Here is a 25,181-nt window from a genome sequence, read left to right on the forward strand (position 1 = left end):
CATCAGTGGGCATGGTTAAGCAACGGTTACGCAAGCAGAAAATGCGCTAGCCCTTGCGGTGTGGGCTTTGGCATGGTCGGCGGGGTCGGTGTGTGTGGTTTTTTTCGTGCTGTTGGTTACGCAATGCTGTATTGTTTTCGTGGTGTCTGTGGTCGTGTGTCCATTTTTGGGCATACCTATTCATTTCTTATGCGATATGCAAATTTGCATATCGGTTAGCTGCTAGCGTTTTGTGACAGTCATAAGTATTAAGCAAGATTTACGATTGATTAAGCAAGGGCGCATTAAATGCCCGCATACCTTGCGCGGTGTGGGTTCTTGTTCTTTGGGGTGTTCCGCTTTTGGCTGTCAGCACTGCATAAAGTCTTCACCAGTGGCACCAGTAATCACCCTTGATTGACACTAAAAATGTCACTTTTGATTTTCTCATTTTTGCCATTTTAGCTAAAAATCAGCTAAAAATAGTCTTTTCCCACGTTTCTATCCCCTTATCCCCTTAATACCCCCTATTTTACCCCCTTATTATTTTCTTTATTAATCAAAAAGATAAATAGAATAAGGGGATAAATAGCAAAAAGGGGATAAATTTTTAAAAGTTTCTTGTTTTTTGAGAAAAAGTTTTTTATTACCCTGTCACAAACACAAAAAAAGCCACGGTGCATTTTTGCATTGTGGCCTGTGTGTGAAATAATTTATCAGTTAAAGTGCGGTCAATGCGCTAGTGCTTAAGCCTTGATTTAATGCTCGCTCCACATATTCATTCCATTGAGTAAGTGCGGTGCGTCTTTGGTCTAAATACTCCGCACGATTATAAACACCTCTAAGTCCACCTATTTTGTGTGATAAGCATAACTCTATCACGTCTTTATCAATCCCTTGTTCGTGCATATACGTACTAGCTATTGAGCGTAAACCGTGCGCAGTAAGCTTGCCTTGATAGCCTATATCTCGCAAAGTCTTATTTGGGGTTTGCTTGTTTAGTGGTTGATTTGGTTTCGAGCGACTAGGGAATAGATAGTCACTATTGCTGGATAAGATTTTAATTTGCTTTAAAGCTCTGCGCATTGTGTCGGTTAATGGTACTGTGTGCGCGTGTCTTTTTTTCATTCTTTCGGCTGGAATAATCCACAAGGCTAAATCTTCGTCAATTTCCGCCCATTTTGCATTTGTTGTTTCTTGTGGACACGTCATTGTAAGTAACTGCCACAATAGCGCAAGCTGCGTAGTTCTATCTGCTGGCGATAAAAATAACGAACCTAGAAACTGTGGTAATTCATCGGGTTTAAGTGTTGGATTATTTACAGTGGCCTGCTTGCTGAACGCTTTTGTAATCATTAAGCAAGGGTTCATTTCAAGCGCGCCAATGACTACCGCATAATTTAAAATTTCATTCAACAAGCGGATTGTGCGCTTGAGCGTGTCGCCCTTGCCTGCTTTCTCTAGTGGTGCCAGCGCATTAAAAACATCACGCGGTAAAACCTCGCTTACTGGTGTAGACGCGAAGTGCGGTAACAAATAAAGCTCAATGCGTCGCCAGTCTTTTTGTAACGTCAACGGCTCAATCTCGCCTTTTTTCTTCTCTCGCCAACGCTGCGCCATTGCTTTAAAGGTGGTGCTTTGCCTTACCATTTCCTGCGCCTTTGCTTGCTCTCGGTGTGTGCGTGGATCTATGCCTTGAGCTAACAGTGCTTGGTATTCCTCGCGCGTCTGTCTTGCTTGCGCCAGTGTAACAGCTGGGTAGTCGCCTATGGCTATCTTAGTCATCTTTTGAGTTACTGGGCTTTTATATCTAAAACGCCAACTCAACCCGCCACTATCCTTTAAGCATTGCAAATAAAGACCACCGCCGTCAGCTAGTGCTTTTCCTTTTTCTTTGAATTTCTGGCATTGTCGGTCAGTAAGCGGGGTTACTATTCTAGCCATAATTTCACCTTTTAGAACCACGGATTTGTACCACAATTCTAGCGTGGTTCTTCCCGTGGTTCAAAAAGTATTTATTTTGGTTGTATTCTATTAAACGCTTTAAACAAGAAAAAAGCCCTAAAGCGTTGATTCTCTAGGGCTTGTTGAACATATTGGAGTGTATTTTATTTGAAGTTGGTGCTCTGAGCGAGACTTGAACTCGCACGTCCTATGGACACTACCCCCTCAAGATAGCGTGTCTACCAATTCCACCATCAGAGCAGAAATTATTGTGGGATGTCGCTGTTGTGTTTTTCAGCAGGGACATCAACAGCAGGGGCGCTTTGTTGAATTTGTTGCGCTTCGCTGCTTAAGTCGTCAAACTTGCCTTGTGGCGCTTGACGATGTGTATTCAAATTGCCAATAACCAAAGCGATCGCAAAGAAGAAAATCGCTAAAATCGCGGTGGTACGAGATAAAAAGTTGGCTGAGCCTGCGGCACCAAAAATGGTTCCTGACGCACCTGATCCGAATGACGCACCCATATCAGCGCCTTTACCTTGTTGCAACAAGATAAAGCCGATTAATACGACGGACACTAAGATGTAAGCAATAATTAAAATCTCGTACATAATCCTCTAAGGCGTTGCCTAGCTCTCTATTGATTTAACTGTGGCATAATAATGAAACTGCACACGCTTAGCAAGTCATTTTTGCAAAAGTGCGGTTTAGTTGCTTTTTTTTCGTGCAACACGCGGGCGAACCGCACTTTTATCCGTCTTGTTTTGCGAAATGTTTTGCAACGCGCGCAACGTCGTCATGTCATATTGTTGCAAAAGTGTGTTTAGCTGGCTCAGTAACGTTTGCATAAACTGGTGATAATTCGCCTTTTTTTGGCTCATTGCATTGAGCTGTGATTCCCAATGTGCCGTCATATCGGGCAGCGTTACCTGCTCGGGCAACGATTGCACAAAAATGCGCCCCGCCTGCGTGCTGATAATATTGCGCCCTTTCTTTTCAATAAAGCCTCGTTTGAACAACAGCTGAATAATGCCCGCGCGGGTTGCCTCCGTGCCGAGACCATCGGTTTCACGCAGAATTTTTTTCAAGGCTTTATCTTGCACGAAACGCGCGATACCTGTCATCGCCGCCAGCAGTGTGGCATCGGTGAACGGTTTGGGAGGCTGCGTTTGCTTTTCCACCACCTCACCGTGATCACAGTGCAACACGTCGCCTTTTTTGACCTTTGGCAAAGCGCGTTCGGTTTTCGTTTCATCATCGTGAGCGCCCAACAGCGCTTTCCAGCCAAGTTGCGCTATGCCGCGGGTTTGCGCCACAAAAGCACCACCTGCAATCTCAAGCTCGATTTTGGTTTTATTAAATAGCGTGTCGTCACAAAATTGCATTAAATATTGCCGCGCGATCAAATCATAAATGTGTTGCTCTGTGGTGGAAAGTGCGGTTGAGTTGGCTTTTGCGGTGGGAATAATCCCGTGGTGCGCCTCAACTTTGCTAGTGTTCCAAGCGCGGTTTTTGCGTGATAAATCCACCGTCTCTGGCAGCGTATCCCATTCGCTGCTGTGGTGAATAATGGCGTTGCACACCGCACTTCGTTGTGCAAAATGATCTTCAGGCAAATAACGACAGTCGGAGCGGGGATAAGTGATCAACTTATGCGCTTCATACAATCGCTGACAAGCGTCTAGCACCGTTTGAGCGGAATAGCCAAAGCGTTTGCCTGCGTCAATTTGCAGCGCTGAAAGAGAATATGGCAATGGGGCAAGCTCACGCTCTTGCGTGGCGTGATAGCGCTCTACCATGGCATTTTGACCTGTGATGCGCCGTGCCACATTTTCCGCCAGCCCTTTAGAAAGTACGCGGCCTTGCTCATCTTGATAGTCCTCGCAGGCGGCACTGGGCTGCCATTGGGCGGTAAAGGTGGCGTTTTCTTTATCGATCAAAGCAATGTGCGCCAGCACTTGATAAAACGCTTTGGGTTGAAAATGCTCGATTTCCAAATCGCGACGCACAATCAATCCCAACACGGGCGTTTGCACCCGCCCAACCGAGAGCACACCACGATAACCTGCGCGCTGACCATAAAGCGTAAAGGCACGCGTCATATTAATACCATACAGCCAATCGGCGCGCGCCCTAGCCAAAGCCGAGGTTGAAAGGGGCACAAAAGTGCGGTTGTCTGCCATATTGGCAACGGCTTGGCTAACCGCACTTGGGTTAAGATCGTTGACTAGACAACGCTGTACGTCGGCGAGTTTGGTGCTGGGCAGTTGGGCATAATTGAGCACTTCATCAACCAAAAGCTGCCCTTCACGGTCAGGATCACCAGCGTGGACTAAAATATCCGCTTGCTTAATGAGCTTTAGCACGACATTAAGCTGCTTTTGGCTCGATTTTTTCGGCAGCAGCTGCCAACGCTCGGGCACAATCGGCAAATGTTCAAGTCGCCAGCGTTTAAATTCGGGGTTATAACAATCAGGTTCAGCCTGTTCTAACAAATGTCCGATGCACCATGTCACACAATCATGTTCACCGCATTGAATAAAACCATCGCCGCGCTTATGCGGCTTGGGTAGCACATCAGCAATGGCGCGCGCGAGGCTGGGTTTTTCAGCGATAAACAAACGCATATCAATCAAGCCTTTGCAAAAATGGCTTGCCACCGAGTGCTTGCATTTGGCGCAAAATCCACTGCTGCTTACGCAACATTGCGCGCGAAGGTGCATTCACGCGATAAATGTGTGGATTTGGCAAACTGCTGGCCAGCAGTGCCGCTTGTACGTTGCTTAATTTGGCGGCCGAGGTGTGGAAAAAGTGCTGAGAGGCGGCTTCCACGCCGTAAATGCCGTCGCCAAATTCTGCAATGTTTAAATACACTTCCAAAATACGATTTTTGTCCCACAGGGTTTCCAAAAGCCATGTGGTGGGCACTTCAAGGGCTTTGCGCAGCCAGCTTTGCCCATGCCACAGATACAGATTTTTCGCCGTTTGTTGTGAGATGGTCGAACCGCCACGCACGCGTTGGCTGGCTTGGTTGTGGCGGTAAGCCTTTACGATCGCCTGCCAATCAATGCCAAAGTGGCTTGGAAATTGTTGATCTTCGGCGGCGATCACCGCCAGCTGCATCGGCTTGCTGATGCGATCAAGGCTGACCCATTCATAATGCGTTTTAAAGTGAAAATCCCCCGTTAACCAATGGCTAAGCTGTTGCTGCGCCATATAGGCGGAAAAAGGAACAGGTACAAAGCGCAAAAGTGCGGTCAACGCCACTAAAGCAAGCGCAAAATAGCCCACATAACGCAGCACACGGCGAGCGATGTTGCGCTTTTGCACTGCGCGTTTTTTTGTTTTAGTTGCCATGACCTTGCAGCCACGCCAGCAGTTCATCGGGAATCGTTTTTAACATATTAGAGCCACGCGTGATGGTCGCCGCGCTGGTGTTAAGCTGCTGTTGGATTTCTCGTTGAGAGTGTGATTTGGCCAATAAGGCTTTGATAATTTGCACCCGCAAGCCAATGGAATCGCGCTCATCCGCGGTCAGCAGCATGCCCAGCACATCATGCTCACGCCCTTCGGCAAAGGCGGCTCGTAATAGGTCAACAAATATCGCCCATTGCTCAGTTTTATCGGCAGTCATACGCTCTCCTTTCGCAGTTTATTGTACTAGTATATGCGATCATACTCACTTTTGGCGAATGAAATTCCCTGACCGTGGCGTAATAATTGGTAATAATAGTCGTAGGTGAGCACATTTTGCACATACCCGCGCGTTTCGTAATACGGAATAGTGGCAATAAATTCCGCCATACTTAACTTCCCGCCTGCGCGCCCAAGCCACTGCTCAACACGGCGGCTGCCTGCGTTATAAGCACTGGCCATTAAAATGCGGTTGCCGTCAAAACGATCAGATAATTGCTGCAAATGCGCGGTGCCGAGCATAATGTTATCGAACGGTGAAAAAAGTGCCTGTGCATTGTTATAGGGCAACTTGAGCGCCTGCGCCGTTTGTTTGGCCGTGCTTGGCAATAACTGCATCAGCCCGCGCGCATCAGCACTGGATGTCACCGATGGATTCCATGCGCTTTCTTGGCGAGCAATGGCTTGAGCAAAACTCAGTGGCACCTGTTTGCCTGCCAAATTGATCTCAAACCACGTATCAAATGCTTGTGGCAGCCGTGCGGAAATATAATCCCACGCTTTGGCTGCGATTGTGGCCTGCACGCCCAAATCATACCAGCCCTGCCCATTGGCATACTCCGCCAACGCGATTTTTTGCGCTTGCTCCGCCTTCGCCAGCAGCTGCTGCCACACTGCATTGGCGGTGCTCTGTTGCGACAGTGTGCGCAATTCTTGCAGCTGTGCTAACCGCACTTTAAGGGGGGTGAGCAGTTGCTCACGCTGTGGATCGCTTAATTGAGCAAAGTGCGGTTGATAGGTTACGCCAAGTTTAGTCGCCGCTAACATTGAGTAGAACCCACGCTCTTGGCTTAACGCATTGAGTTGCTCACGCACATCTTTACCTTGTTTTTCATCACTCATGGCTTGCCAATAGCGCCACTCTTGCTTGGCTGCGGCTTCTTGAGACAGTAATGCCAGCCATGGTGCAAGTGCCTCTTGTTGTAAAAGTGCGGTACGAATACGCCGCTCGGTCAGCGTATCATTGCGCAATGCTTGCACTTGAGCATCTCGCCACTGTTGCAGTGGTGGCGCACTTTCATCAAAAATTTTACTCACCAATGCCGCTTTCCACGCCGCTATTTGATCAGCATTAAGATGAAAGCGCGTTGCCCACGGCGCAAATTCGGAAAAAGGATCATCTACGTTCAGCAAAGCAATATCGAGTGTTTTCAAAAAACGGGAAAACGTGCGCTCAACAATGGCACTGTTTTCAGGCGTAATCGCCGCAGTTTGCACGAACACAGGCAGTTGCTCAGGGTGCTCACGCAGTTGCACCAAGGATTCTAAATACGTTTGTGAAACCATATCATCGCCTGTGGCAAGGTTGCGCAAATGGCGCAATAAGCCATCACTGCCTGCCAAAAAGGCAAGATAACCGCGCTTACGCAATAATTCAGGCGTCATCTGCCTAGCTTGTTGCCACTGCGTTAAGATGTCATCACACTGATTCGGCAAAGATTGCCCCGTTTGCCAAAGTGCGGTCACCGCCTGCCACACAGGGGCTGAGTCGCTTGCCAAATGGTGTTGTGCGCTCAGAGCAATGCACTGGCTGGCTTGGTCATCGAGCGTGTGGTGACTTAAAAATTCGTTGATCGCCTGCCAGCGCTGCTGCTTGAAATCATTATTGAGCAAAGTGCGGTTAAGTTCATCACGATCGGCAATCTCTGGGTGCGCTTGAGCAAATTCATCAATGCGCTGCTCACTTAGCGCTACGGGGTCAAGCAGCAGGCGTTGATATTGCAAATACGGCGTGAGGATATAGCCGTCGAGCTTGCTCAACATTACGTCAATCAATTGAAAATCCTGCTTTTGAGCCGCCAATGGCAGCAACTGTGCCGTTTTTTGATAAAGCGCGCGTTGCATTTCCAGTGGCAACGCGTCGGGCTGCTCAACCGCACTTTGTGCTGCCTGCGCGTGCAGCATCGGGCTTACCAACAACAGGCTCATCATTACTTGCTTAATTCTGCTCACACCCTCTCCTTTGAAATAAAAAAACACCTTGCTTAGCAAGGTGTTAGACGCATTATTTTATAAAAAATTCACACGCAAGTGCGGTTTATTTTTTGCCTAAGCAGCCACTTAAGCTGTCCGCCGTTGCTTGCAAGAAGTCAATGTAAGCGGTTTTACCTAGAGCAATTTTTTCACCCAATGGATCCAATTGCCCCACGCCAACGCCTGAATTTTTCTGCAAGGTTTCCACTACGCGCGGCGTAAATTGCGGCTCGGTGAACAAGCATTTGGCTTTGTGATCTTTGATGCTGGCTTTAATTTCACTCAAGGTTTTTGCACCAGGTGCCACCGCTGGGTTGATAGTGAAAGCGCCAAGGTGATTTAGGCCAAATTGACGTTCAAAATAGCCGTATGCGTCATGGAATACATAATAACCTTCGCCTTTGACTGGCGCGAGTTGTTTACTCAAGCTCGCTAATTTATCGGCGATGTTCTTTTTGAAATCTGCCAAGTTAGTTTTGATAAGCTCGGCTTTATCTGGATAGATTTCGCTTAAACGTTCGGCGATATTTTCTGCCACCAATTCACTGATTTTTGGTGAATACCACACATGCCAGTCGGTTTGCAAGCCTTCGTGGTGATGATGTTCGTGCCCATGGTCATGATCATGGTCATCGTGTTCGTGTTTGTGGTCGTGATCATGGTCAGCGTGTTTATGATCGTGATCGTGATCGTGGTCGTGATCATGGTCATGTCCATGTTCGTGGTCGTGGTCGTGGTCATGATCGCCGTGGAAATGGACGTGCATCGCTTTGCCTAACAGCGGTTTAATGCCGTCGATGTCTTCAATTTCGAGCACTTTTTTCTCATCGAGTTTTTCCACGCTGCTTTCAAGGAAGGTTTCCATTTCATCACCAACCCAAATCACCAATTGTGCTTTTTTCAAACGCTCGAGATCAGACGGGCGCATGCTGTAATCGTGCGGCGAAGCGCCCGCTGGCAGCAACACTTCGGTTGGGGTCACGCCTTCGGCGATCGCGGCGGCAATAAAGCCAATCGGCTTCACTGTGGTGAGGATATCGGCTTGCGCACCAATAGCTGCGGTTGATAACACAGCAGCGGCAAGAAGTTGTTTTTTAAACTGTTTCATAAATCTTCCTTTTTTTGATGTTGTAGTAATTTTTCAATCACACGGGATACTGCAAAAAAACCAAAGGTTGCAGTGACCATTGTTGCCGCCCCGAAGCCGTTTGCACAGTTCATCGTGGCCGACACATTACACTCGCCTTCCACTTTTGGGAAAATCAAAGGCTGAGTTGAAAACACACAATCAATGCCAAATTTCCGTTTCGGGTTTTGACTAAAATGATACTGCTTGCGCAAGGTTGACCGCACTTTGGCTGCCAACGGATCTTGAATCGTGCGCGCGAGATCCGCAATTTGAATCTGCGCAGGATCCGTCTGCCCGCCCGCGCCGCCTGTTGTAATCACGCGGATTTTATTGCGCTTGCAATGGGCAATTAACGCCGCCTTCACTTTGACGCTGTCAATGGCGTCAATCACATAATCAAAGTGCGGTTGCATGTAGCTTGAGATATTATCCAGCGTGAGGAAATCATCAATATAGGTAACCTCACACTCGGGGTTGATCGCCTGCACCCGCGTGGCCATCACCTCACCTTTGAGCTGCCCAAAATGACCATTCAGCGCATGAATTTGACGGTTGGTATTGGTCAGGCAAATGTCGTCCATATCAATCAACGTAATATGCCCAACCGCACTTCGTGCCAGCGCTTCGACCGCCCACGAGCCTACGCCACCAATCCCCACCACGCAAATTTGTGCATGACGCAAGGTTTCAAGCGCGTGCGCGCCATAAAGGCGAGCAATGCCGCCAAAGCGGCGTTCAAATTCATCTGCCATTAACGCAGCACCCACGCACGCCCATAATGTTTCAACAAGCCCGCTTGATGGCCTGCCTCGTCACCGATGCCTTGATAAAGGTCAAAATGATGCCCTTTCACCGCACCGCCCACATCAAGGGCGATCATTAACCGCAGCTGGTGCTGCCCTGTCCAGTTACCTTGTGGGTCGATCAGCGGTTCTTCCACCAATAAAATGCTGCCCGATGGTACCACACGACGATCGGAAGCCACTGCCGCTAACGGAATGAGCGGAATACCCGCCGAGCCTTTTACTTTGCCATTCGGTACATTTTTGAAGAATACGTAAGACGGATTGCGCTCAAGCAAACCTTGCAAGCGTTCAGGGTTGCGCGCCGCCCAATCTTTGATCGCCTGCACGGACATTTTTTCTTTTGGAATTTCACCATCTTCCACCAACAAACGCCCAATGCTCGCATATTTATAGCCATTTTGCCCTGCATACGCGAAATAATTGAGGGTGCCGTTGCCAAAATCGACATAGCCGCTGCCCTGCACGCCGAGTAGGAAGTTATCCAGCATAGAATCGGTGTATGCCAGCTCAAGCCCTTGACCTTTCAACGCGCCGGCATAAATTTGCGCCCGCGTGAAACGCTTTTGTCGAGGCATAGCGTAAATTGGGTGTTGAAAACGCCCTTGTGGGCTGTAACGTGCGTGAATTACGGGGGAATAATAGCCTGTCATTAACACATTTTGAAAACCATCTTCACCACGCATCAAAAGCGGCGTCAACCCTGCTGCGTTAAGCTGGCTCACATCGGCCCCACTGAGCACCCAATTGAGCACTTTGGCGTAAGTATTGCCAAATTTGTTGGCCAGCCGCGGTGAAGTGCCTTGCACAATCGACATTTGGGTTAAAAAGTCCCCTTGGTTGACCACACTACCTTGGTTGGCAACATACGACACGGGCGTGAGTGCCTGACCTAAATTGATATAATCACGGCTAGTGTATATTGCGCCCATTTTTTCACGCATTTGGCGATCGTTATCCACACCGTGTTTGCTTGGCCCATTACCACACGCGGCGATGAAAAACGCCAATCCAATTGACACGGCTGATTTAAATACATTCATGAAAATACTTACCTTAACTGTATAAATTTTATGCTTGTTATATAAATAAGTGGCTTACGTTACCAAAAATAGGGGCAAAAATACAGTGTCATCTGCAATAATTGTGATTATCAGTTGCATAATTTATGTAAATTTATTGAACAAAAAGGGAGCGATTTGGTTTAATTATAATCAATTGAGAAAAATTTATGTGATCTGGCTTGCAAAAATTTTTAAACTGCGTATTATGTGCATCTCAAACGGACGCGGGGTGGAGCAGCTTGGTAGCTCGTCGGGCTCATAACCCGAAGGTCGTTGGTTCAAATCCAGCCCCCGCAACCAATCACCACCCTAGCAGGTGGTTTTTTATTATCTGCAATTTAGTTTCAACCGCACTTTACAATTTTCTTATCGCTTTTTTAAATTTTGAGCAAAAAAAAAGCCGCCCTTAGGCGACTTCATTGTGAATGAGTAATTAAGCCACAACCACGTTTTCAGCTTTTTTACCACGTTGATCATCAACAATGTCAAAGACGACTGATTGGCCTTCTTTTAAGGTACGGAAACCGTCACTTTTGATTGCAGAGAAATGTACGAATACATCTTCGCCACCATCAACTTGTAAAAAACCAAAACCTTTAGTTTCGTTAAACCACTTAACGGTTCCTTTAACTTGAGACATAATAAATCCTAAAATAACTAATTTAACAATTTTTACCTAAAATACGGACAACCAAAATTGATGTTCATAACCCGGTAAATCTATTCTGCTCTTCTAAGAGCGAGTTCCATAGTAACACATCACCTAAAAAAGACACGTTTTATTTCTTAATTCTCGATGAAAACCGCACTTTTATACAGAACTGTGAAATGCTTCACACAATTTAGGCTCTAATTTGCCAATCGCGCCAGCAATTTTTGGTGAATACCCCCAAAGCTGCCATTACTCATAATCAAAATATGATCGCCTGCTTGCGCTTCATTGGCGATTAATTCAATCAGCAAATCAATGTTGCCACTCCACTTGGCAGGCACAGTGGATTTTTCCGCAAGCTCTGCTACCTCCCATGGAATATTATCGGGCTGCAACAAGAAAACCACGTCAGATTTCACCCATGCCGCAACCAAATCATTTTTATGCAGCCCCATTTTCATTGTGTTAGAGCGTGGCTCAAGCACCGCGAGAATACGCTTCGCGCCGCCCACTTTATCACGCAGCGCATTAATGGTGGCATTGATTTCCGCCGGATGGTGGGCGAAATCATCATATACCGTGATGTCGTTGATGCAACCTTTGACCTCCAAACGGCGGTTAGTATTCACAAATCGACTTAACGACTCACACGCCTTCGCAATAGGCACGCCCACACGGTGCGCGGCAGCAATCGCCATCAACGCATTGTGCATATTGTGCTCACCAAAAATGGTCCACCGCACTTTGGCTTTTTCTTCCCCATGGTGATAGACCGCAAATTCCGTACTATCAGCGGTGAGTTTTTTGGCAAACCAATCTAGCCCCTCGCCTGTGAACTGCTGCTCGCTCCAACAGCCCATCTCTAATGTTTGCTTCACCGTGGCGTCTGCTTTGTTCGACAAAATTAAGCCTTTGCTTGGCATAATCCGTACCAAGTGGTGGAATTGGCGTTGAATGGCAGCGAGATCATCGAAAATATCACCGTGGTCAAAGCCAATATTATTAATAATCAGCGTGCTTGGCGTGTAATGCACAAATTTGGATCGTTTATCAAAAAACGCTGTATCGTATTCATCGGCTTCAATGACAAAATACGGTGCTTTGCCCAACTGCGCCGAGGTGGCGAAATTGCCTGTCACCCCACCAATCAAAAAGCCAGGTTCAAGGCCGTTGTCAGCTAAAATCCATGCTAAAATGCTGCTGGTAGTGGTTTTTCCATGAGTGCCTGAAACCGCCAGCACATGGCGTTGTCGTAATAGATTGTCATGTAACCACTGTGGGCCTGAGGTGTATGGTAGCTGGTTATCCAGCACATATTCCACGCACGGGTTGCCGCGTTTCATTGCATTGCCGACAATCACCATATCAGGGCGCGGCTCAAGCTGCGCAGGATCGTAGTTCGGAATAATTTCAATGCCGCTGTTTTGCAAAAAGGTGCTCATGGGCGGGTAAACATTGACATCGGAGCCAGTAACTTTAAAGCCCATCTCACGGGCAATAATGGCAACGCCGCCCATAAACGTGCCGCAAATGCCAAGAATATGAATATGCTGTTGTTTCATTTTGTGTCGCTCTAAAAATAAAAGTGTGGAAATGATCACAAAGTACAGACAACCCGCAACCATTTCCGCTTTTCACTGCTATAATGATTATGCTTGATTATACAGTAAAAATTAAGAACTTTCTTTCAAATTATCCTGAGGCACATTATGAAAACATTAGGCGAATTTATTGTCGAAAAACAACACGATTATCCCAATGCAAAAGGCGAACTCAGTGGCATTTTGTCCTCGATTCGCTTGGTCGCCAAAATTATCCATCGGGACATCAATAAAGCAGGCCTGAACAACGATATTATTGGCAATTCTGGCGTTGAAAATGTGCAAGGTGAAGCACAAATGAAACTCGACGCCTTTGCCCATGAAAAAATGAAAGCGGCGCTAATTGCCCGTGATGAAGTGGCGGGTTTTGGTTCAGAAGAAGAAGAAAATTTTGTCGCCTTTGACACAGAACGTGGGCGTAATGCGAAGTACATTATTCTCACCGATCCGCTCGACGGCTCATCTAACATTGATGTGAATGTGGCGGTGGGCACTATTTTTTCAATTTATCGCCGTGTTTCACCTATTGGGCAGCCCGTGACGATGGAAGATTTCTTGCAACCAGGCCATAAACAAGTTGCCGCTGGCTATATTGTGTACGGCTCATCGACTATGTTGGTTTACACCACTGGGCATGGCGTCAACGGCTTTACCTATGATCCTTCTTTAGGTGTGTTTATTTTATCCCACGAGAACATCAAAATTCCGCAAGATGGTAAATGCTACTCCATCAATGAAGGCAACTACCTCAAATTCCCGATGGGCGTAAAAAAATACCTGAAATATTGCCAAGAGGAAGACAAAGCCACCAATCGCCCATATACTTCGCGCTATATCGGCTCACTGGTGTCAGATTTCCACCGCAATATGCTCAAAGGCGGCATCTATATCTACCCAACCTCCACCCAATATCCAAACGGCAAATTGCGCTTGTTGTATGAAGGCAACCCAATGGCCTTTTTGGCAGAACAAGCCGGCGGGCTAGCCAGCGATGGTTTCAATCGCATTTTGGACATTCAACCTACCGAATTGCACCAGCGTGTGCCGTTGTTTGTTGGCTCAAAAAATATGGTGGAAAAGGTACAAGATTTTATGGCACAATCACAAGATTAAGCGCTTAAAGTGCGGTTTGACCGCACTTTTCTACTCTCGCAATTGACTCGCACGCGGTTATTGCTTATTCTGAGGCAAAGACAAAAGGAGTTCAGCATGCCAAGTGCGGTGAAATATATTGTAGCGGTTTTTAGTTTAGCAGGGCTAATCATTTCCATGTTGTGGTTCGATTCACAAAATCAATCTACCCAAACCAATATATCAGCCGATTCTTATAAAATCACACCAGATAAATTAACCAACCGTACTTTACTCGAAGAATTTAACCGTCGTGTCAATCTTAGCATGCCTAACTATATCGTATTACCACAAGCTGGCGAAAGTAATATTGTACTACGCTATACCCTCACCACCCACTCTAACAAACCGATTCACTCCATTGAGTGGTTAGCGCTTTATCTCTATCAAGGACATATTATTTTCAACAAAGAGATCCAAGTTGCTTTCAAATCCACTTCAAGTGACCTCATTGATCGTAATATCGACCTCGTCTTCCCGCTCGAATCTATTTCCCGAGATGCGCGCAATCTATTTTTGCAAAAAAATTCCAGTATCCGCGCAGTTACCCTACCACAAACGATTCAATACGCTGATGGCTCACGTTTGGAACTTTCATACAACTAAAAGGCTGCCGAAAGGCAGCCTGTGACTTATTCAGATAACTGCACTTTAAAAAGTGCGGTTTGTAAGCCTATCGCCATGCTTTGAACTGGTTAATCAAGCCGTTTGTTGAGCTGTCATGGGAGCTGATTTTCTCACTGCTTTCCAGCTCTGGCAAAATGCGGTTGGCCAGCTGTTTGCCTAGCTCAACGCCCCACTGATCAAATGTGAAAATGTTGAAGATCACCCCTTGCACAAAGATTTTGTGTTCATACATCGCAATTAATGCGCCTAAACTAAACGGCGTGATTTTTTGCAATAAAATCGAGTTAGTTGGGCGGTTGCCTTCAAACACTTTAAATGGCACCACAGCGTTGACTTGCTCAAGGGTTTTGCCATTTTTCATGAACTCATCAATCACCTCTTGCTCGGTTTTGCCAAAAGCTAAGGCTTCTGTTTGGGCAAAGAAGTTAGAGAGTAATTTCAAATGGTGATCGCCCAATGCGTTATGGCTTTGTGCAGGCGCGATGAAATCACACGGAATGCGCTGAGTACCTTGGTGAATGAGTTGGTAAAACGCGTGTTGACCGTTGGTGCCAGGCTCACCCCAAATGATTGGGCCGGTTTGATAGCTGACTTTGTCGCCATTGCGATCCACATATTTACCATTAGATTCCATATTGCCTTGTTGGAAATAAGCGGCAAAGCGGTGCATATATTGGTCATACGGCAAAATCGCCTCAGATTCTGCGCCTAAGAAATTGCTGTTCCAGATACCAATCAACGCCAAGGTGGCTGGGATATTTTGCTCAAGTGCGGTTGTGCGGAAATGTTTATCCATTTCGTGTGCACCGCTAAGCAGTTGCTCAAAGTTTTCAAAGCCAATCGATAGCGCAATAGACAGACCAATCGCTGACCACAGTGAATAACGTCCGCCGACCCAATCCCAAAATTCAAACATATTGTCTGTGTCGATGCCAAACTCTTTCACCGCTTTCGCATTAGTGGAGAGCGCAACAAAGTGTTTAGCAACCGCACTTTTATCTTTTGCTGCGGCCAGCAACCAATCACGCGCACTGTGGGCGTTGGTCATGGTTTCTTGGGTGGTGAATGTTTTGGAAGCCACCAAAAAGAGGGTGGTTTCAGGGTTGAGTTTTTTCACCGTTTCGGCAATATGCGTGCCGTCCACGTTAGAAACAAAGTGCATAGTCAAGTGATTTTTATAAGGGCGCAGCGCTTCACTCACCATATACGGACCAAGATCAGAGCCACCGATGCCGATGTTAACCACATCGGTAATCGCTTTGCCCGTGTAACCTTTCCACTGCCCTGAAATTACACGCTCACAAAAGCCTTTCATTTTGCTTAACACTGCGTTGACTTCAGGCATCACGTCTTTGCCGTCCACATACACTGGGGTGTTGGCGCGGTTGCGAAGTGCGGTGTGCAATACGGCGCGATCTTCTGTACGGTTGATTTTTTCACCGCTGAACATGGACTCAATCGCCTCGCTCAGGGCGCATTCCTTCGCCAACTGGCGCAGCAATTTTAACGTTTCTTGAGTGACCGCATTTTTAGAAAAATCCACCAACATTTGGTCTTGAAAAGCGAGATGAAAATGCTCAAAGCGATTGGCATCTTGCTCAAACAAGGTTTTGATGGTGAGGTTATTTTGTGCTTGTTTATGCTGCTCCAGCGCTTGCCAAGCAGTCGTTTTCACAGGATTAATATTTTGCATAATGTCTCCAAAGATATTAGATATATTCTCGACTCACACGGCTACTTAGCTGTGTGACTAATTCATAGCTGATCACGCCCAAATGCTGTGCAATTTCCTCAACGGGCAGATCAGCCCCCCAAAAAATGACTTCATCGCCAATCTCGGCACTATCATCGCCTAAATCTACGGTGAGCATATCCATTGATACTTTGCCCACAATCGGGTAACGTTTCCCATTAATCAGCACGGGCGTCTTTTCAGGCACATCGCGTGGGAAGCCATCGCCATAGCCCATGGCAACCACCGCAATGGTCGTATCACGCGCGCTCACCCAGCGCCCACCGTAGCCCACAGGCTCACCCGCTTTGTGCCGACGCAACGCAATAATGTTGGAACTTAGCTCCATCGCGCAACGCAAATCAAAGGCTTGCGCAGTTTTAACCTGATCATCTGGCGCAATACCGTAGAGGATAATGCCAGGGCGCACGGCGTCGTAGTGTGCTTGTGGCCAAAATAAAATGCCATTGGAAGCCGACAAACTGCGTGGGCCAGACAAGTTGCCAATCGCCTGCTCAAAACGGGTAATTTGCGTGAGAGTATAATCACTTTGGCGCTCATCGGCACGACTAAAATGGCTCACAAAACCAATTTCGCCGACTTTACCACTGCTCGCTAAGCGGGCGTAAATCGCATTCACCTCATCTGGCGCAAAACCTAGGCGATGCATACCCGTGTCGATTTTGATCCACACCTTCAAGCGCCCACAAAGTGCGGTTTGCTCGATTGCCTGTATTTGATACTCACTGTGGAGCACTGGCTCAAGGGCATATTCTTGTAAATACGGCACATCTTGTGCGTTAAAAAAGCCTTCAAGCAATAAAATAGGCTTTTCAATGCCGTGGTGGCGCAATATCGCCGCTTCTTTAAGGTGCGCCACGCCAAAGCCATCCGCCTGAGAGTGTAGCGCTTGCGCCACCGCCAACATGCCATGCCCATAGGCATTGGCCTTCACAATCGCTAGACATTGACTCTTCGGTGCAAGCTGTTTAATTTTACTAAAATTATCGCGCAATACGGCTAAACTCACCGTCGCTTTGGCGCCGTGTATTGTTTTCATCTTATTCGTCTTCGTTATAAGCTGGACCATCGTAATTATCAAAGCGAGAAAAGCGGCCGTTAAATGTCAACCGCACTTTACCAATTGGCCCGTTACGCTGCTTACCAATGATAATCTCCGCCACATTTTTAAATTCGCTATGTTCGTTATACACTTCATCGCGATAGATAAACATAATTAAATCCGCATCTTGCTCAATGGAGCCTGACTCCCGCAAATCCGAGTTCACTGGGCGCTTATCGGCACGGTTTTCCAAGCTACGGTTAAGCTGTGAAAGCGCGATCACTGGCACTTCCAACTCTTTCGCGAGCGCTTTAAGAGAGCGGGAAATCTCGGCGATTTCCAAAGTGCGGTTTTCGCTGTAACCTGGCGCACGCATCAGCTGCAAATAATCCACCATAATAAGACTTAAACCGCCATTTTCACGGTACACCCGCCGCGCGCGTGAACGAAGCTCTGTGGGGGTGAGGCCAGAGGAATCATCAATATACAAATTACCACGCTCCGACATCATCTGCACCACGCCAGTAATCCGTGACCATTCATCGTCGTCAGTAATGCGCCCTGTGCGCACTTTGGTTTGATCCACCCGCGCCAATGACGCCAGCATACGCATCGCAATGGAATCGGCGGGCATTTCAAGGCTGAATACCAGCACTGGCTTGCTTTCACTCATCATTGCGTTTTCACACAAATTCATGGCAAACGTGGTTTTCCCCATTGAAGGCCGAGCGGCCACGATAATCAAGTCAGATTTTTGCAAACCCGTGGTTTTGAGATCCAAACTCGTATAGCCAGTGGACACACCTGTCACGCCATTGTTATTTTTCGCTTGTGATAAAATTTCAATTTTTTGTAGTGTGTCGTCGAGGATTTCAACAATCGGTTTAGGACCTTCTTTGGCATTATTAGTGCGCTTTTCAGCAATGTCAAAAATTTGCTTTTCGGCGTTATCAAGCAAGGCTTTAATATCCTGCCCTTTTGGCTCATAGTTTTGCTCCACAATGTTGAGCGCCGCACCAATCAACTCGCGTTGAATAGCTTTTTCACGCACCACCGTGGCATATGTCAACACATTGGCAGCACTCGGGGTATTGCGCGAAAGCTCGGCAAGATAGGCGAATCCCCCCACTTCTTCGCTCACGCCTTTATTTTTCAAATGTTCATCTAAGGTAATAATATCAACGGGCTTATTCGCACGCGCTAAGGCTTCCATTTCTTGGAAAATGACACGGTGAGCAAAGGTGTAAAAATCATCGGCATAGACATGCTCAATCACTTCTTCAAACTTATCATTGCTCAGCAAAATGCCACCTAGCACCGCTTGCTCAGCCTCAATGGAATGTGGCGTAGTTTTCAACGCCTGGGTTTTACGATCGGTTTCGCTTAATGTTGAAGGGGACAGTTGCCTTGCCATGAAAAAGTCCTACACGCTAAAAGGAGTTCTATTATAGCAAAATTTTCTCCAAAACGAGGAGTGATATTATCATTTGTCAAATAAAAACCCCCAATAACGCATTGGGGGTTAGGTGAATGTTAGTTGGCTTGCCGTGGTGCCACGCTCACATGGCTCGCGGCTCGATGAATGCCTGCGGCACCATCACCTTTGAAACGGTAGCGCGAGCCTTGCCACTCAATTATCGCAAATGGCGTACCACTTGGCTGGCTAGCCGCTTGTTTCATCGCTATTTGAACGTGCTGCACGCGAGAATAAGTGCCAAACTGTGCAGGATTAACCGCACTTTGTGCATCCACTTTGGCGATCACATCTTGTACACTCAGCTCTTGTACCACACGACGAGATGGCTGCTCATCAAGCGGACTTACTTGTGTTTGCAACACGCTGTTGGCTGCTTGCAATTTTTTCTCAACGGATTCATTCGCAGGTTGAGTAATAAAGCCCAGCGGTGCTGCACTTTGGTCTTTAACCACACAAGAAACCGCTGGCACACTAATGCCCGAGCCGTATTTTTCAGCGTTGCGTTTCGCTTTTTCTGCCTCGCTGTCAGCAACCGCACTTTGCGCCTGCGCCACTTCGCTCTCTGGTGTATTTTGATTGTCTTGCGGCGCTTTATTGTCTAATATCTCTTGCTGTTCAAGCAGTTGCTCCACAGGCACAAACGGCATATCGTCATCATCGCTCATTTCACTGCGATCAATCCATACTTTACCACTGGCCAACTCTGGCGACATCACTGCCATCGTCAACGGCATTGGGCTGACTTGCTCACTGTTTGTGCGGCGACGGCGTTGATTACCCGTGCGCAAATGGCGCGGAGTGCGACGACGGCGAGGATTACGGCTACGTCCCTCGTCATCATTTTGCGCACCTTCTGCGCGTGTCTCTGCCACAATGTCTAGCACAGGGGCTACCACACTTGAGGTTTCTGACATATCAGGTTGCGCCGTTGGTGTCTCATCATTTGCTTGTGCAGCAATTACAGGCGCAACTGGCACTGGAGTATCATTTAACCGCACTTTTTGGCGTAAGTTACGACGTTCACGACGTGCGCTCACCTCTTGATTGTCGCTGCCCTCTTTTTCCACCTCAGGTGAACGATCAACAGCTTGGATATTCTCGCCTGAACTCGTGTTGTCGTTACGACGGCGTGAACGGCGAGGATTATTGCGCGGTTTGCGCTCTTCATTACTCTCATCAGGCTTATTGCTTTGATGATTATCCGCACTTCTCTCTTGTTGACGATCGCGATTGTCGTTGCGGCGGCGATTATTGCGACGCTCATTATTGCGACGGCGTGGATTCGGCTGACGTTTTTCGGGCTTTTCTGGCTGCGCATCTTCTTTCGCAAACAGCGCTTTTAATTTCGCCCAAATACGCGCAAAAATCGATGGTTCACTTGCCTTGCTTGGTGCTGGGCATGGCGAGGCACTTGGCATATTCAGCTCACCAGCGGCGGCTTTTTCAAGCACCGACTCCACCGTCACCGCAGCAGTGTCAGGAGTGGCGATTTCAAAGCTGCTTTCTTGGCTAACGGACTGGTTAGCTTCCTCATTTTGCGCATGATATTGGGTCAAATTGTAGCTGAGCATATTCGCCACTTCACCTTCACGCAGGCGAAAGACAGAAAAGTGCGGTGTTTCCATTTGCTCATTTGGCACCACGACAATTTCAACGTCGTGACGTTTTTCAATACTGTAAATCGCTTTGCGTTTTTCATTGAGCAAGTATGAGGCAATCTCCACTGGCACAATAGTGTGCACTTGCGAGGTATTTTCTTTGAGCGCCTCTTCTTCTAATAAACGCAAAATCGACAACGATAGCGATTCGTTATCGCGCACTTTACCCGTGCCTTGACAGCGTGGGCAAATGTGATGCGATGATTCACCCAAAGATGGGCTTAAGCGTTGACGCGACATTTCCAGCAAGCCAAAGCGAGAAATGCGACTAATTTGAATGCGTGCGCGATCTTGACGCACAGCATCACGCACACGGTTCTCCACCTCGCGCTGGTGGCGCACAGGTGTCATGTCGATAAAGTCAATTACAATCAAGCCACCCAAATCACGCAAACGCAATTGGCGCGCAATTTCATCGGCTGCTTCCAAATTGGTGTTAAGTGCGGTTTCCTCAATGTCGCCGCCACGGGTTGAACGCGCAGAGTTGATGTCGATCGCGGTCAGCGCTTCGGTCACATCAATCACAATTGAGCCACCTGATGGCAACCGCACTTCACGCTGGAAGGCGGATTCAATTTGGGATTCAATTTGATAATGGCTGAAAAGCGGCACCTCGCCTTGATAGAGCTTGATGCGATTGGCAAAATCTGGGCGAATAAGTTTGATGTGCGCTTTGGCTTTTTCATACACTTTGGCGTTATCGATCAAAATCTCGCCAATGTCACGCCGCAAATGATCGCGGATCGCTCGCACAATAACATCACTTTCTTGGTGAATCAAAAACGGAGCTGGGCGTGATTGTGAGGCTTGCACAATCGCCTCCCAGTGATGCAGCAGCACTTTCAAATCCCACTGCAATTCTTCAGGCGATTTGCCCACCCCAGCGGTGCGCACAATCAAGCCTACGCCATCGGGCACTTCCAGCGAACTTAGTGCTTCTTTCAGCTCTTGACGCTCTTCGCCCTCAATGCGGCGAGAAATGCCGCCTGCGCGTGGATTATTTGGCATAATTACCAAATAGCTGCCCGCCAGCGAGATAAACGTGGTCAGTGCCGCGCCTTTGTTACCGCGTTCTTCTTTGCTGATTTGTACAATGACTTCTTGGCCTTCTTTGATCACATCACGGATATTCGGACGCCCTTGAAAGGTGTAGCCTTCAGGGAAGTATTCGCGGGAAATTTCTTTAAGAGGCAAAAAGCCGTGACGCTCGGTGCCATAATCAACAAATGCAGCCTCCAAACTTGGCTCTACGCGGGTGATTTTGCCTTTGTAGATGTTGGCTTTTTTCTGCTCGTGGCCTGGATTTTCAATATCCAGATCATAAAGACGTTGACCATCGACCAACGCAACACGCAACTCTTCTTTTTGAGTTGCATTGATTAACATTCTTTTCATTTAAATTTTTAACTCGTTTTCGTTTTAATCACTAGATAAACCGCGCCACCTTAGGCCTGATGTCCATACCTTGCCAATCTCCCGATTGTCTTTTGCAGGCGCATTAAAGGCACAACGCTTGGTCAATGCATTCGTCCACTGCGCGGCGATTTATCCCACATTTCAAAGGCTGATGTCTTACGCTTGACTGCATCGCCTTAAAAATTGCTCTCACTTAAGGTTTTGGTCCTTAAAAGTGCGGTTTTGCCTATTACATTAATTATAATAAAAGCGTTGTATTATTTCATTTTATAGCGGGCGTTGGCAAGCAACCTTTGATAAATTTTGAAAATCCGTCACATTTTTTTATCACTTTTTATGTATAATAGCCATTTTGCAATCACAACAAAGTATAAAGGCATTTTATGGGCGTTCAATTTTCCACCATTCAAGATGATGAAGCGGGCCAACGCATTGATAATTACTTACTCGCGCAGCTTAAAGGTGTGCCGAAAAGTTTGATTTATCGCATTATTCGCAAAGGCGAAGTGCGGGTGAATAAAGGTCGCATTAAGCCAGAATACAAGCTGCAAGCCAATGATGTAGTGCGCATTCCGCCAGTAAGCGTCAGTGAAAAGTCGCAAACGCCCATTTCCAACAAACTTAGCCAAGTCAGCGCGTTAGAATCTGCCATTATTTTTGAAGACGACGTGCTGCTGGTACTTAACAAACCTTCTGGCATGGCGGTGCATGGTGGCAGCGGTTTAAGCTTTGGTGTGATTGAAGCACTGCGTGCGTTACGTCCTCAGGCACGTTTTTTGGAGTTAGTTCACCGCCTCGATCGCGATACGTCTGGCGTATTATTAGTAGCCAAAAAACGTTCTGCGCTGCGCCAGCTTCATCAACAATTACGTGAAAAAACCGTGCAAAAAGAATACCTCGCGCTGGTGCGTGGGCGCTGGCAATCGCAAGTAAAGTCTATTGACGCACCACTGAATAAAAATGAACTCGCCAGCGGAGAGCGCATTGTGCGCGTCAACGCCGACGGAAAAGCATCACAAACCCGTTTTAGTGTAGAAGAGCGTTTTGGCGATGTCGCCACCTTGGTTAAAGCCATGCCGATAACAGGGCGCACCCATCAAATTCGGGTCCATACACAGTATGCTCAGCATCCGATTGCGCTTGACAGTAAATATGGCGATCAGGAGTTTGATGAACGCATGCGCGCGCAAGGCTTAAAGCGTTTGTTTTTGCATGCTTACGCCATCCGCCTAACGCACCCCAAAAGCGAAGCGCCTCTGTATCTTACCGCGCCACTCGACGAAACCCTCAAAGCCGTGCTTGCGCGTTTGCGTGCGCAAAACTAAAGTGCGGTCAGATGCCTCATTAAAGTGCGGTGATGCTGCGATAAAGCCCGCTTCGGCGGCTCACTGGCTGGCGGACACCCGCCTCCCACACGATTTTGCTACCAAATACGCTGAAGGTTTCTTTGGCGCGCGTAATCGCGGTATAAAGCAGCTCACGCGTGACCAACGGTGCCATTGTGGGGGGCAACACTAACACGGTTTTCTCAAACTCAGAACCTTGGGATTTATGCACCGTCATCATAAATGTTGGCTCAAAAGCTGGGATACGGCTAGGCGAAAACGCCACAAATTCCCCCTGCCCTTTTTCAAACCACACTTTGAGCTGCCCGTTTTCGTTGCGCAAACACAACCCAACATCGCCGTTATAAAGCCCAATGGCACTGTCGTTTTCAGTGATCATCACAGGCTTACCGTGATACCACTCGTCGCGTTGGATAAAATGCAATTTGCCTTCACGCTTAAGCTGCTCACTCACCGCCCGATTGAGGTATTCCACTCCAAACTCGCCGCTGCGCAGCGCACAACAATAACGTACGCGATAAAATGCTGCGAAAATGGCACTTATCTCGCCAAACCGCACTTGCTGATGTTGCTCAATGGCGTTGATATACTCGCCATAATCACGGCAGGCTTGGCGCACCACCGCACGCAACGCCTTGCCTGGCTCGCGCACATAATCGACACAGTGCAAATCATTAAACTGCGCAAAAAGCGCCCAACTGTTGCGCGCACCAGCATTCACTGCGTCCGCTAACGCTTTGATGCCAGAATTTTCAGCAAAACGGTGACTTTTTTGCAAATGGCATACATTGTCGCGCAAAATTCGCCCTTGCGCGCGTGAAGGCAGTTTCTCCCCCGTGATCGCCGCAAGATAATGCGCAAACTCTGTGCTGAAAACATCTCGCCCCAAGCTAAGCTGCGCCAGCACAGCGCCCGACTCCACCGAAGCTAGCTGGTGCTCATCGCCTAGCAAAATCACGCGCGCGTCAGGATGCACGGCATTCAGCAGGCGGGCAAACCAGTTGAGATCCACCATCGACACTTCATCGACCACCACCACATCCGCCAGCAAAGGGTTGTGTTGATGAAACCGCACTTTGTCATCTTGCAATGAAATACCCAGCATGCGATGCAGCGTTTGTGCTTGGCAGTCGATCGCCTGCGCTAAGGTTGGCTCATGACAACGCTCGGCGTTAGATTTCAGATTATGCCGCACAGATTCGCTCAAGCGCGCCGCCGCCTTGCCCGTTGGTGCTGCCATCGCCACTTTCAAGGCGGGTAAACCGTGCTCACGCTGTTGATATTGCAATGCCAACAATAATTTGCACACGGTGGTGGTTTTGCCCGTGCCAGGACCTCCTGTGATTAAACAAAAACGGCTGCGCAATGCCATCGCCACGGCAATTTTTTGCCAATCAATCTCATCACGGGGTTGAAATAGCCGCGCTAAAAAACGTTTGCTGTGTGCCACATCACTTTGCGGCAACGGAGCGCGAATGCGCGCCACAATTTGGCGGGCGATCTGTTGTTCATCGCAAAAAGTGCGGTAAAAATACAGCATACCATGGGCAAAAATCAACGGAGCAGGCTGATTCTGCGACAGTGCGGGATGGTGTTGCAACACCTCGTGCCATGCCTGTGGCGGCGTATTATGAATGGCCTGTTGAATATCGGCTAAGTATGGCGAAAATTGTGGGTCAGTAAGATCAAAAAAAGGGCGGCGTTCAAAATCGGCTGGGTTCAAGCAAACACTGCCCAAGCGGAGATCAAAACTCAACTGCGCCCCGAGCAACATCGCCAAATTATCCGCGCGCGCATCACCGCTGGGTGAGTGCGCAATGAGCTTAGCAATGTGATAGTCAATCGGCAAAATGTGCGCATCGTGTTTGAGTTTGTCTAAAATGGATAACATG

At 47.7% G+C, this 25,181-nt stretch carries 20 protein-coding genes and 2 tRNA genes; 4 read left to right on the forward strand and 18 right to left on the reverse strand.

Features of this window, described 5'->3' with window-relative positions:
• Positions 1–15: 15 nt before the first annotated feature.
• From HPC38_RS09465 to mltA, 11 genes are all read right to left on the reverse strand, one after another.
• Positions 16–174, reverse strand: a complete 159-nt coding sequence (locus tag HPC38_RS09465; protein ID WP_208121039.1) for a hypothetical protein — start codon at positions 172–174, stop codon at positions 16–18.
• Positions 175–699: 525 nt separating this feature from the next.
• On the reverse strand, positions 700–1,923 hold the full coding sequence (locus tag HPC38_RS09470) for a tyrosine-type recombinase/integrase (RefSeq protein ID WP_208121040.1): 1,224 nt from the start codon (positions 1,921–1,923) through the stop codon (positions 700–702).
• 175 nt (positions 1,924–2,098) lie between these two features.
• A tRNA-Leu gene (locus HPC38_RS09475) sits at positions 2,099–2,184 on the reverse strand.
• A 5-nt stretch (positions 2,185–2,189) separates the two neighbouring features.
• Positions 2,190–2,534 carry a preprotein translocase subunit SecG gene (gene secG / locus HPC38_RS09480; protein ID WP_208121041.1) on the reverse strand — a complete coding sequence of 115 codons (345 nt, stop codon included), beginning with the start codon at positions 2,532–2,534 and terminating at the stop codon, positions 2,190–2,192.
• 96 nt (positions 2,535–2,630) lie between these two features.
• Positions 2,631–4,550, reverse strand: a complete 1,920-nt coding sequence (locus HPC38_RS09485; RefSeq protein ID WP_208121042.1) for a DNA topoisomerase III — start codon at positions 4,548–4,550, stop codon at positions 2,631–2,633.
• 1 nt (position 4,551) lies between these two features.
• Positions 4,552–5,280: a monofunctional biosynthetic peptidoglycan transglycosylase gene (mtgA, locus tag HPC38_RS09490; RefSeq protein WP_235977720.1), complete on the reverse strand. Its 729-nt coding sequence runs from the start codon at positions 5,278–5,280 to the stop codon at positions 4,552–4,554.
• Complete coding sequence (gene trpR, locus HPC38_RS09495; RefSeq protein WP_208121044.1) at positions 5,270–5,557, reverse strand: trp operon repressor; 288 nt, start codon at positions 5,555–5,557, stop codon at positions 5,270–5,272. The genes mtgA and trpR overlap by 11 nt, the downstream gene beginning before the upstream one ends.
• 26 nt (positions 5,558–5,583) lie before the next feature.
• The gene (locus HPC38_RS09500) at positions 5,584–7,569 is read right to left on the reverse strand and encodes a transglycosylase SLT domain-containing protein (protein WP_208121045.1); all 1,986 of its coding nucleotides are present in this window, start codon (positions 7,567–7,569) and stop codon (positions 5,584–5,586) included.
• 85 nt (positions 7,570–7,654) lie between these two features.
• On the reverse strand, positions 7,655–8,698 hold the full coding sequence (gene znuA, locus HPC38_RS09505; RefSeq protein WP_208121046.1) for a zinc ABC transporter substrate-binding protein ZnuA: 1,044 nt from the start codon (positions 8,696–8,698) through the stop codon (positions 7,655–7,657).
• Positions 8,695–9,471: a tRNA cyclic N6-threonylcarbamoyladenosine(37) synthase TcdA gene (gene tcdA, locus HPC38_RS09510; RefSeq protein ID WP_208121047.1), complete on the reverse strand. Its 777-nt coding sequence runs from the start codon at positions 9,469–9,471 to the stop codon at positions 8,695–8,697. Before tcdA ends, znuA begins: the two co-directional genes overlap by 4 nt.
• Complete coding sequence (gene mltA / locus HPC38_RS09515) at positions 9,471–10,565, reverse strand: murein transglycosylase A (RefSeq protein ID WP_208121048.1); 1,095 nt, start codon at positions 10,563–10,565, stop codon at positions 9,471–9,473. Before mltA ends, tcdA begins: the two co-directional genes overlap by 1 nt.
• Positions 10,566–10,809: 244 nt before the next feature.
• Between mltA and HPC38_RS09520 the strand changes: the two genes are divergently transcribed.
• Positions 10,810–10,886: transfer RNA gene (locus HPC38_RS09520), tRNA-Met, on the forward strand.
• 133 nt (positions 10,887–11,019) lie between these two features.
• Here the strand turns inward: HPC38_RS09520 and HPC38_RS09525 are convergent.
• Entirely contained in the window at positions 11,020–11,226 is a 207-nt protein-coding gene (locus tag HPC38_RS09525) for a cold-shock protein (protein WP_208119120.1), read from the reverse strand.
• 209 nt (positions 11,227–11,435) lie between these two features.
• Positions 11,436–12,800 carry a UDP-N-acetylmuramate:L-alanyl-gamma-D-glutamyl-meso-diaminopimelate ligase gene (gene mpl / locus HPC38_RS09530; protein WP_208121049.1) on the reverse strand — a complete coding sequence of 455 codons (1,365 nt, stop codon included), beginning with the start codon at positions 12,798–12,800 and terminating at the stop codon, positions 11,436–11,438.
• Positions 12,801–12,947: 147 nt separating this feature from the next.
• On the opposite strand from mpl, the gene fbp reads away from it, so the two are divergent.
• On the forward strand, positions 12,948–13,952 hold the full coding sequence (gene fbp, locus HPC38_RS09535) for a class 1 fructose-bisphosphatase (RefSeq protein WP_208121050.1): 1,005 nt from the start codon (positions 12,948–12,950) through the stop codon (positions 13,950–13,952).
• Positions 13,953–14,048: 96 nt separating this feature from the next.
• Positions 14,049–14,576, forward strand: coding sequence for a hypothetical protein (locus HPC38_RS09540; protein WP_208121051.1), 528 nt, complete (start codon positions 14,049–14,051; stop codon positions 14,574–14,576).
• A 67-nt stretch (positions 14,577–14,643) separates the two neighbouring features.
• On the opposite strand, the gene pgi is transcribed toward HPC38_RS09540, so the two are convergent.
• From pgi to rne, 4 genes are all read right to left on the reverse strand, one after another.
• Complete coding sequence (gene pgi / locus HPC38_RS09545) at positions 14,644–16,290, reverse strand: glucose-6-phosphate isomerase (RefSeq protein WP_208121052.1); 1,647 nt, start codon at positions 16,288–16,290, stop codon at positions 14,644–14,646.
• A 16-nt stretch (positions 16,291–16,306) separates the two neighbouring features.
• Positions 16,307–17,389 carry an alanine racemase gene (alr, locus tag HPC38_RS09550; RefSeq protein WP_208121053.1) on the reverse strand — a complete coding sequence of 361 codons (1,083 nt, stop codon included), beginning with the start codon at positions 17,387–17,389 and terminating at the stop codon, positions 16,307–16,309.
• A 1-nt stretch (position 17,390) separates the two neighbouring features.
• On the reverse strand, positions 17,391–18,806 hold the full coding sequence (locus tag HPC38_RS09555) for a replicative DNA helicase (protein ID WP_208121054.1): 1,416 nt from the start codon (positions 18,804–18,806) through the stop codon (positions 17,391–17,393).
• A gap of 119 nt (positions 18,807–18,925) precedes the next feature.
• On the reverse strand, positions 18,926–21,922 hold the full coding sequence (gene rne / locus HPC38_RS09560; protein ID WP_208121055.1) for a ribonuclease E: 2,997 nt from the start codon (positions 21,920–21,922) through the stop codon (positions 18,926–18,928).
• Positions 21,923–22,326: 404 nt separating this feature from the next.
• On the opposite strand from rne, the gene rluC reads away from it, so the two are divergent.
• On the forward strand, positions 22,327–23,268 hold the full coding sequence (gene rluC / locus HPC38_RS09565; protein ID WP_208121056.1) for a 23S rRNA pseudouridine(955/2504/2580) synthase RluC: 942 nt from the start codon (positions 22,327–22,329) through the stop codon (positions 23,266–23,268).
• 19 nt (positions 23,269–23,287) lie between these two features.
• Here the strand turns inward: rluC and recD are convergent, their stop codons facing one another.
• Entirely contained in the window at positions 23,288–25,180 is a 1,893-nt protein-coding gene (recD, locus tag HPC38_RS09570; protein WP_208121057.1) for an exodeoxyribonuclease V subunit alpha, read from the reverse strand.
• Position 25,181: the final 1 nt, after the last annotated feature.

This window comes from Spirabiliibacterium pneumoniae (assembly GCF_014884995.1).
Lineage (GTDB): Bacteria > Pseudomonadota > Gammaproteobacteria > Enterobacterales > Pasteurellaceae > Spirabiliibacterium > Spirabiliibacterium pneumoniae.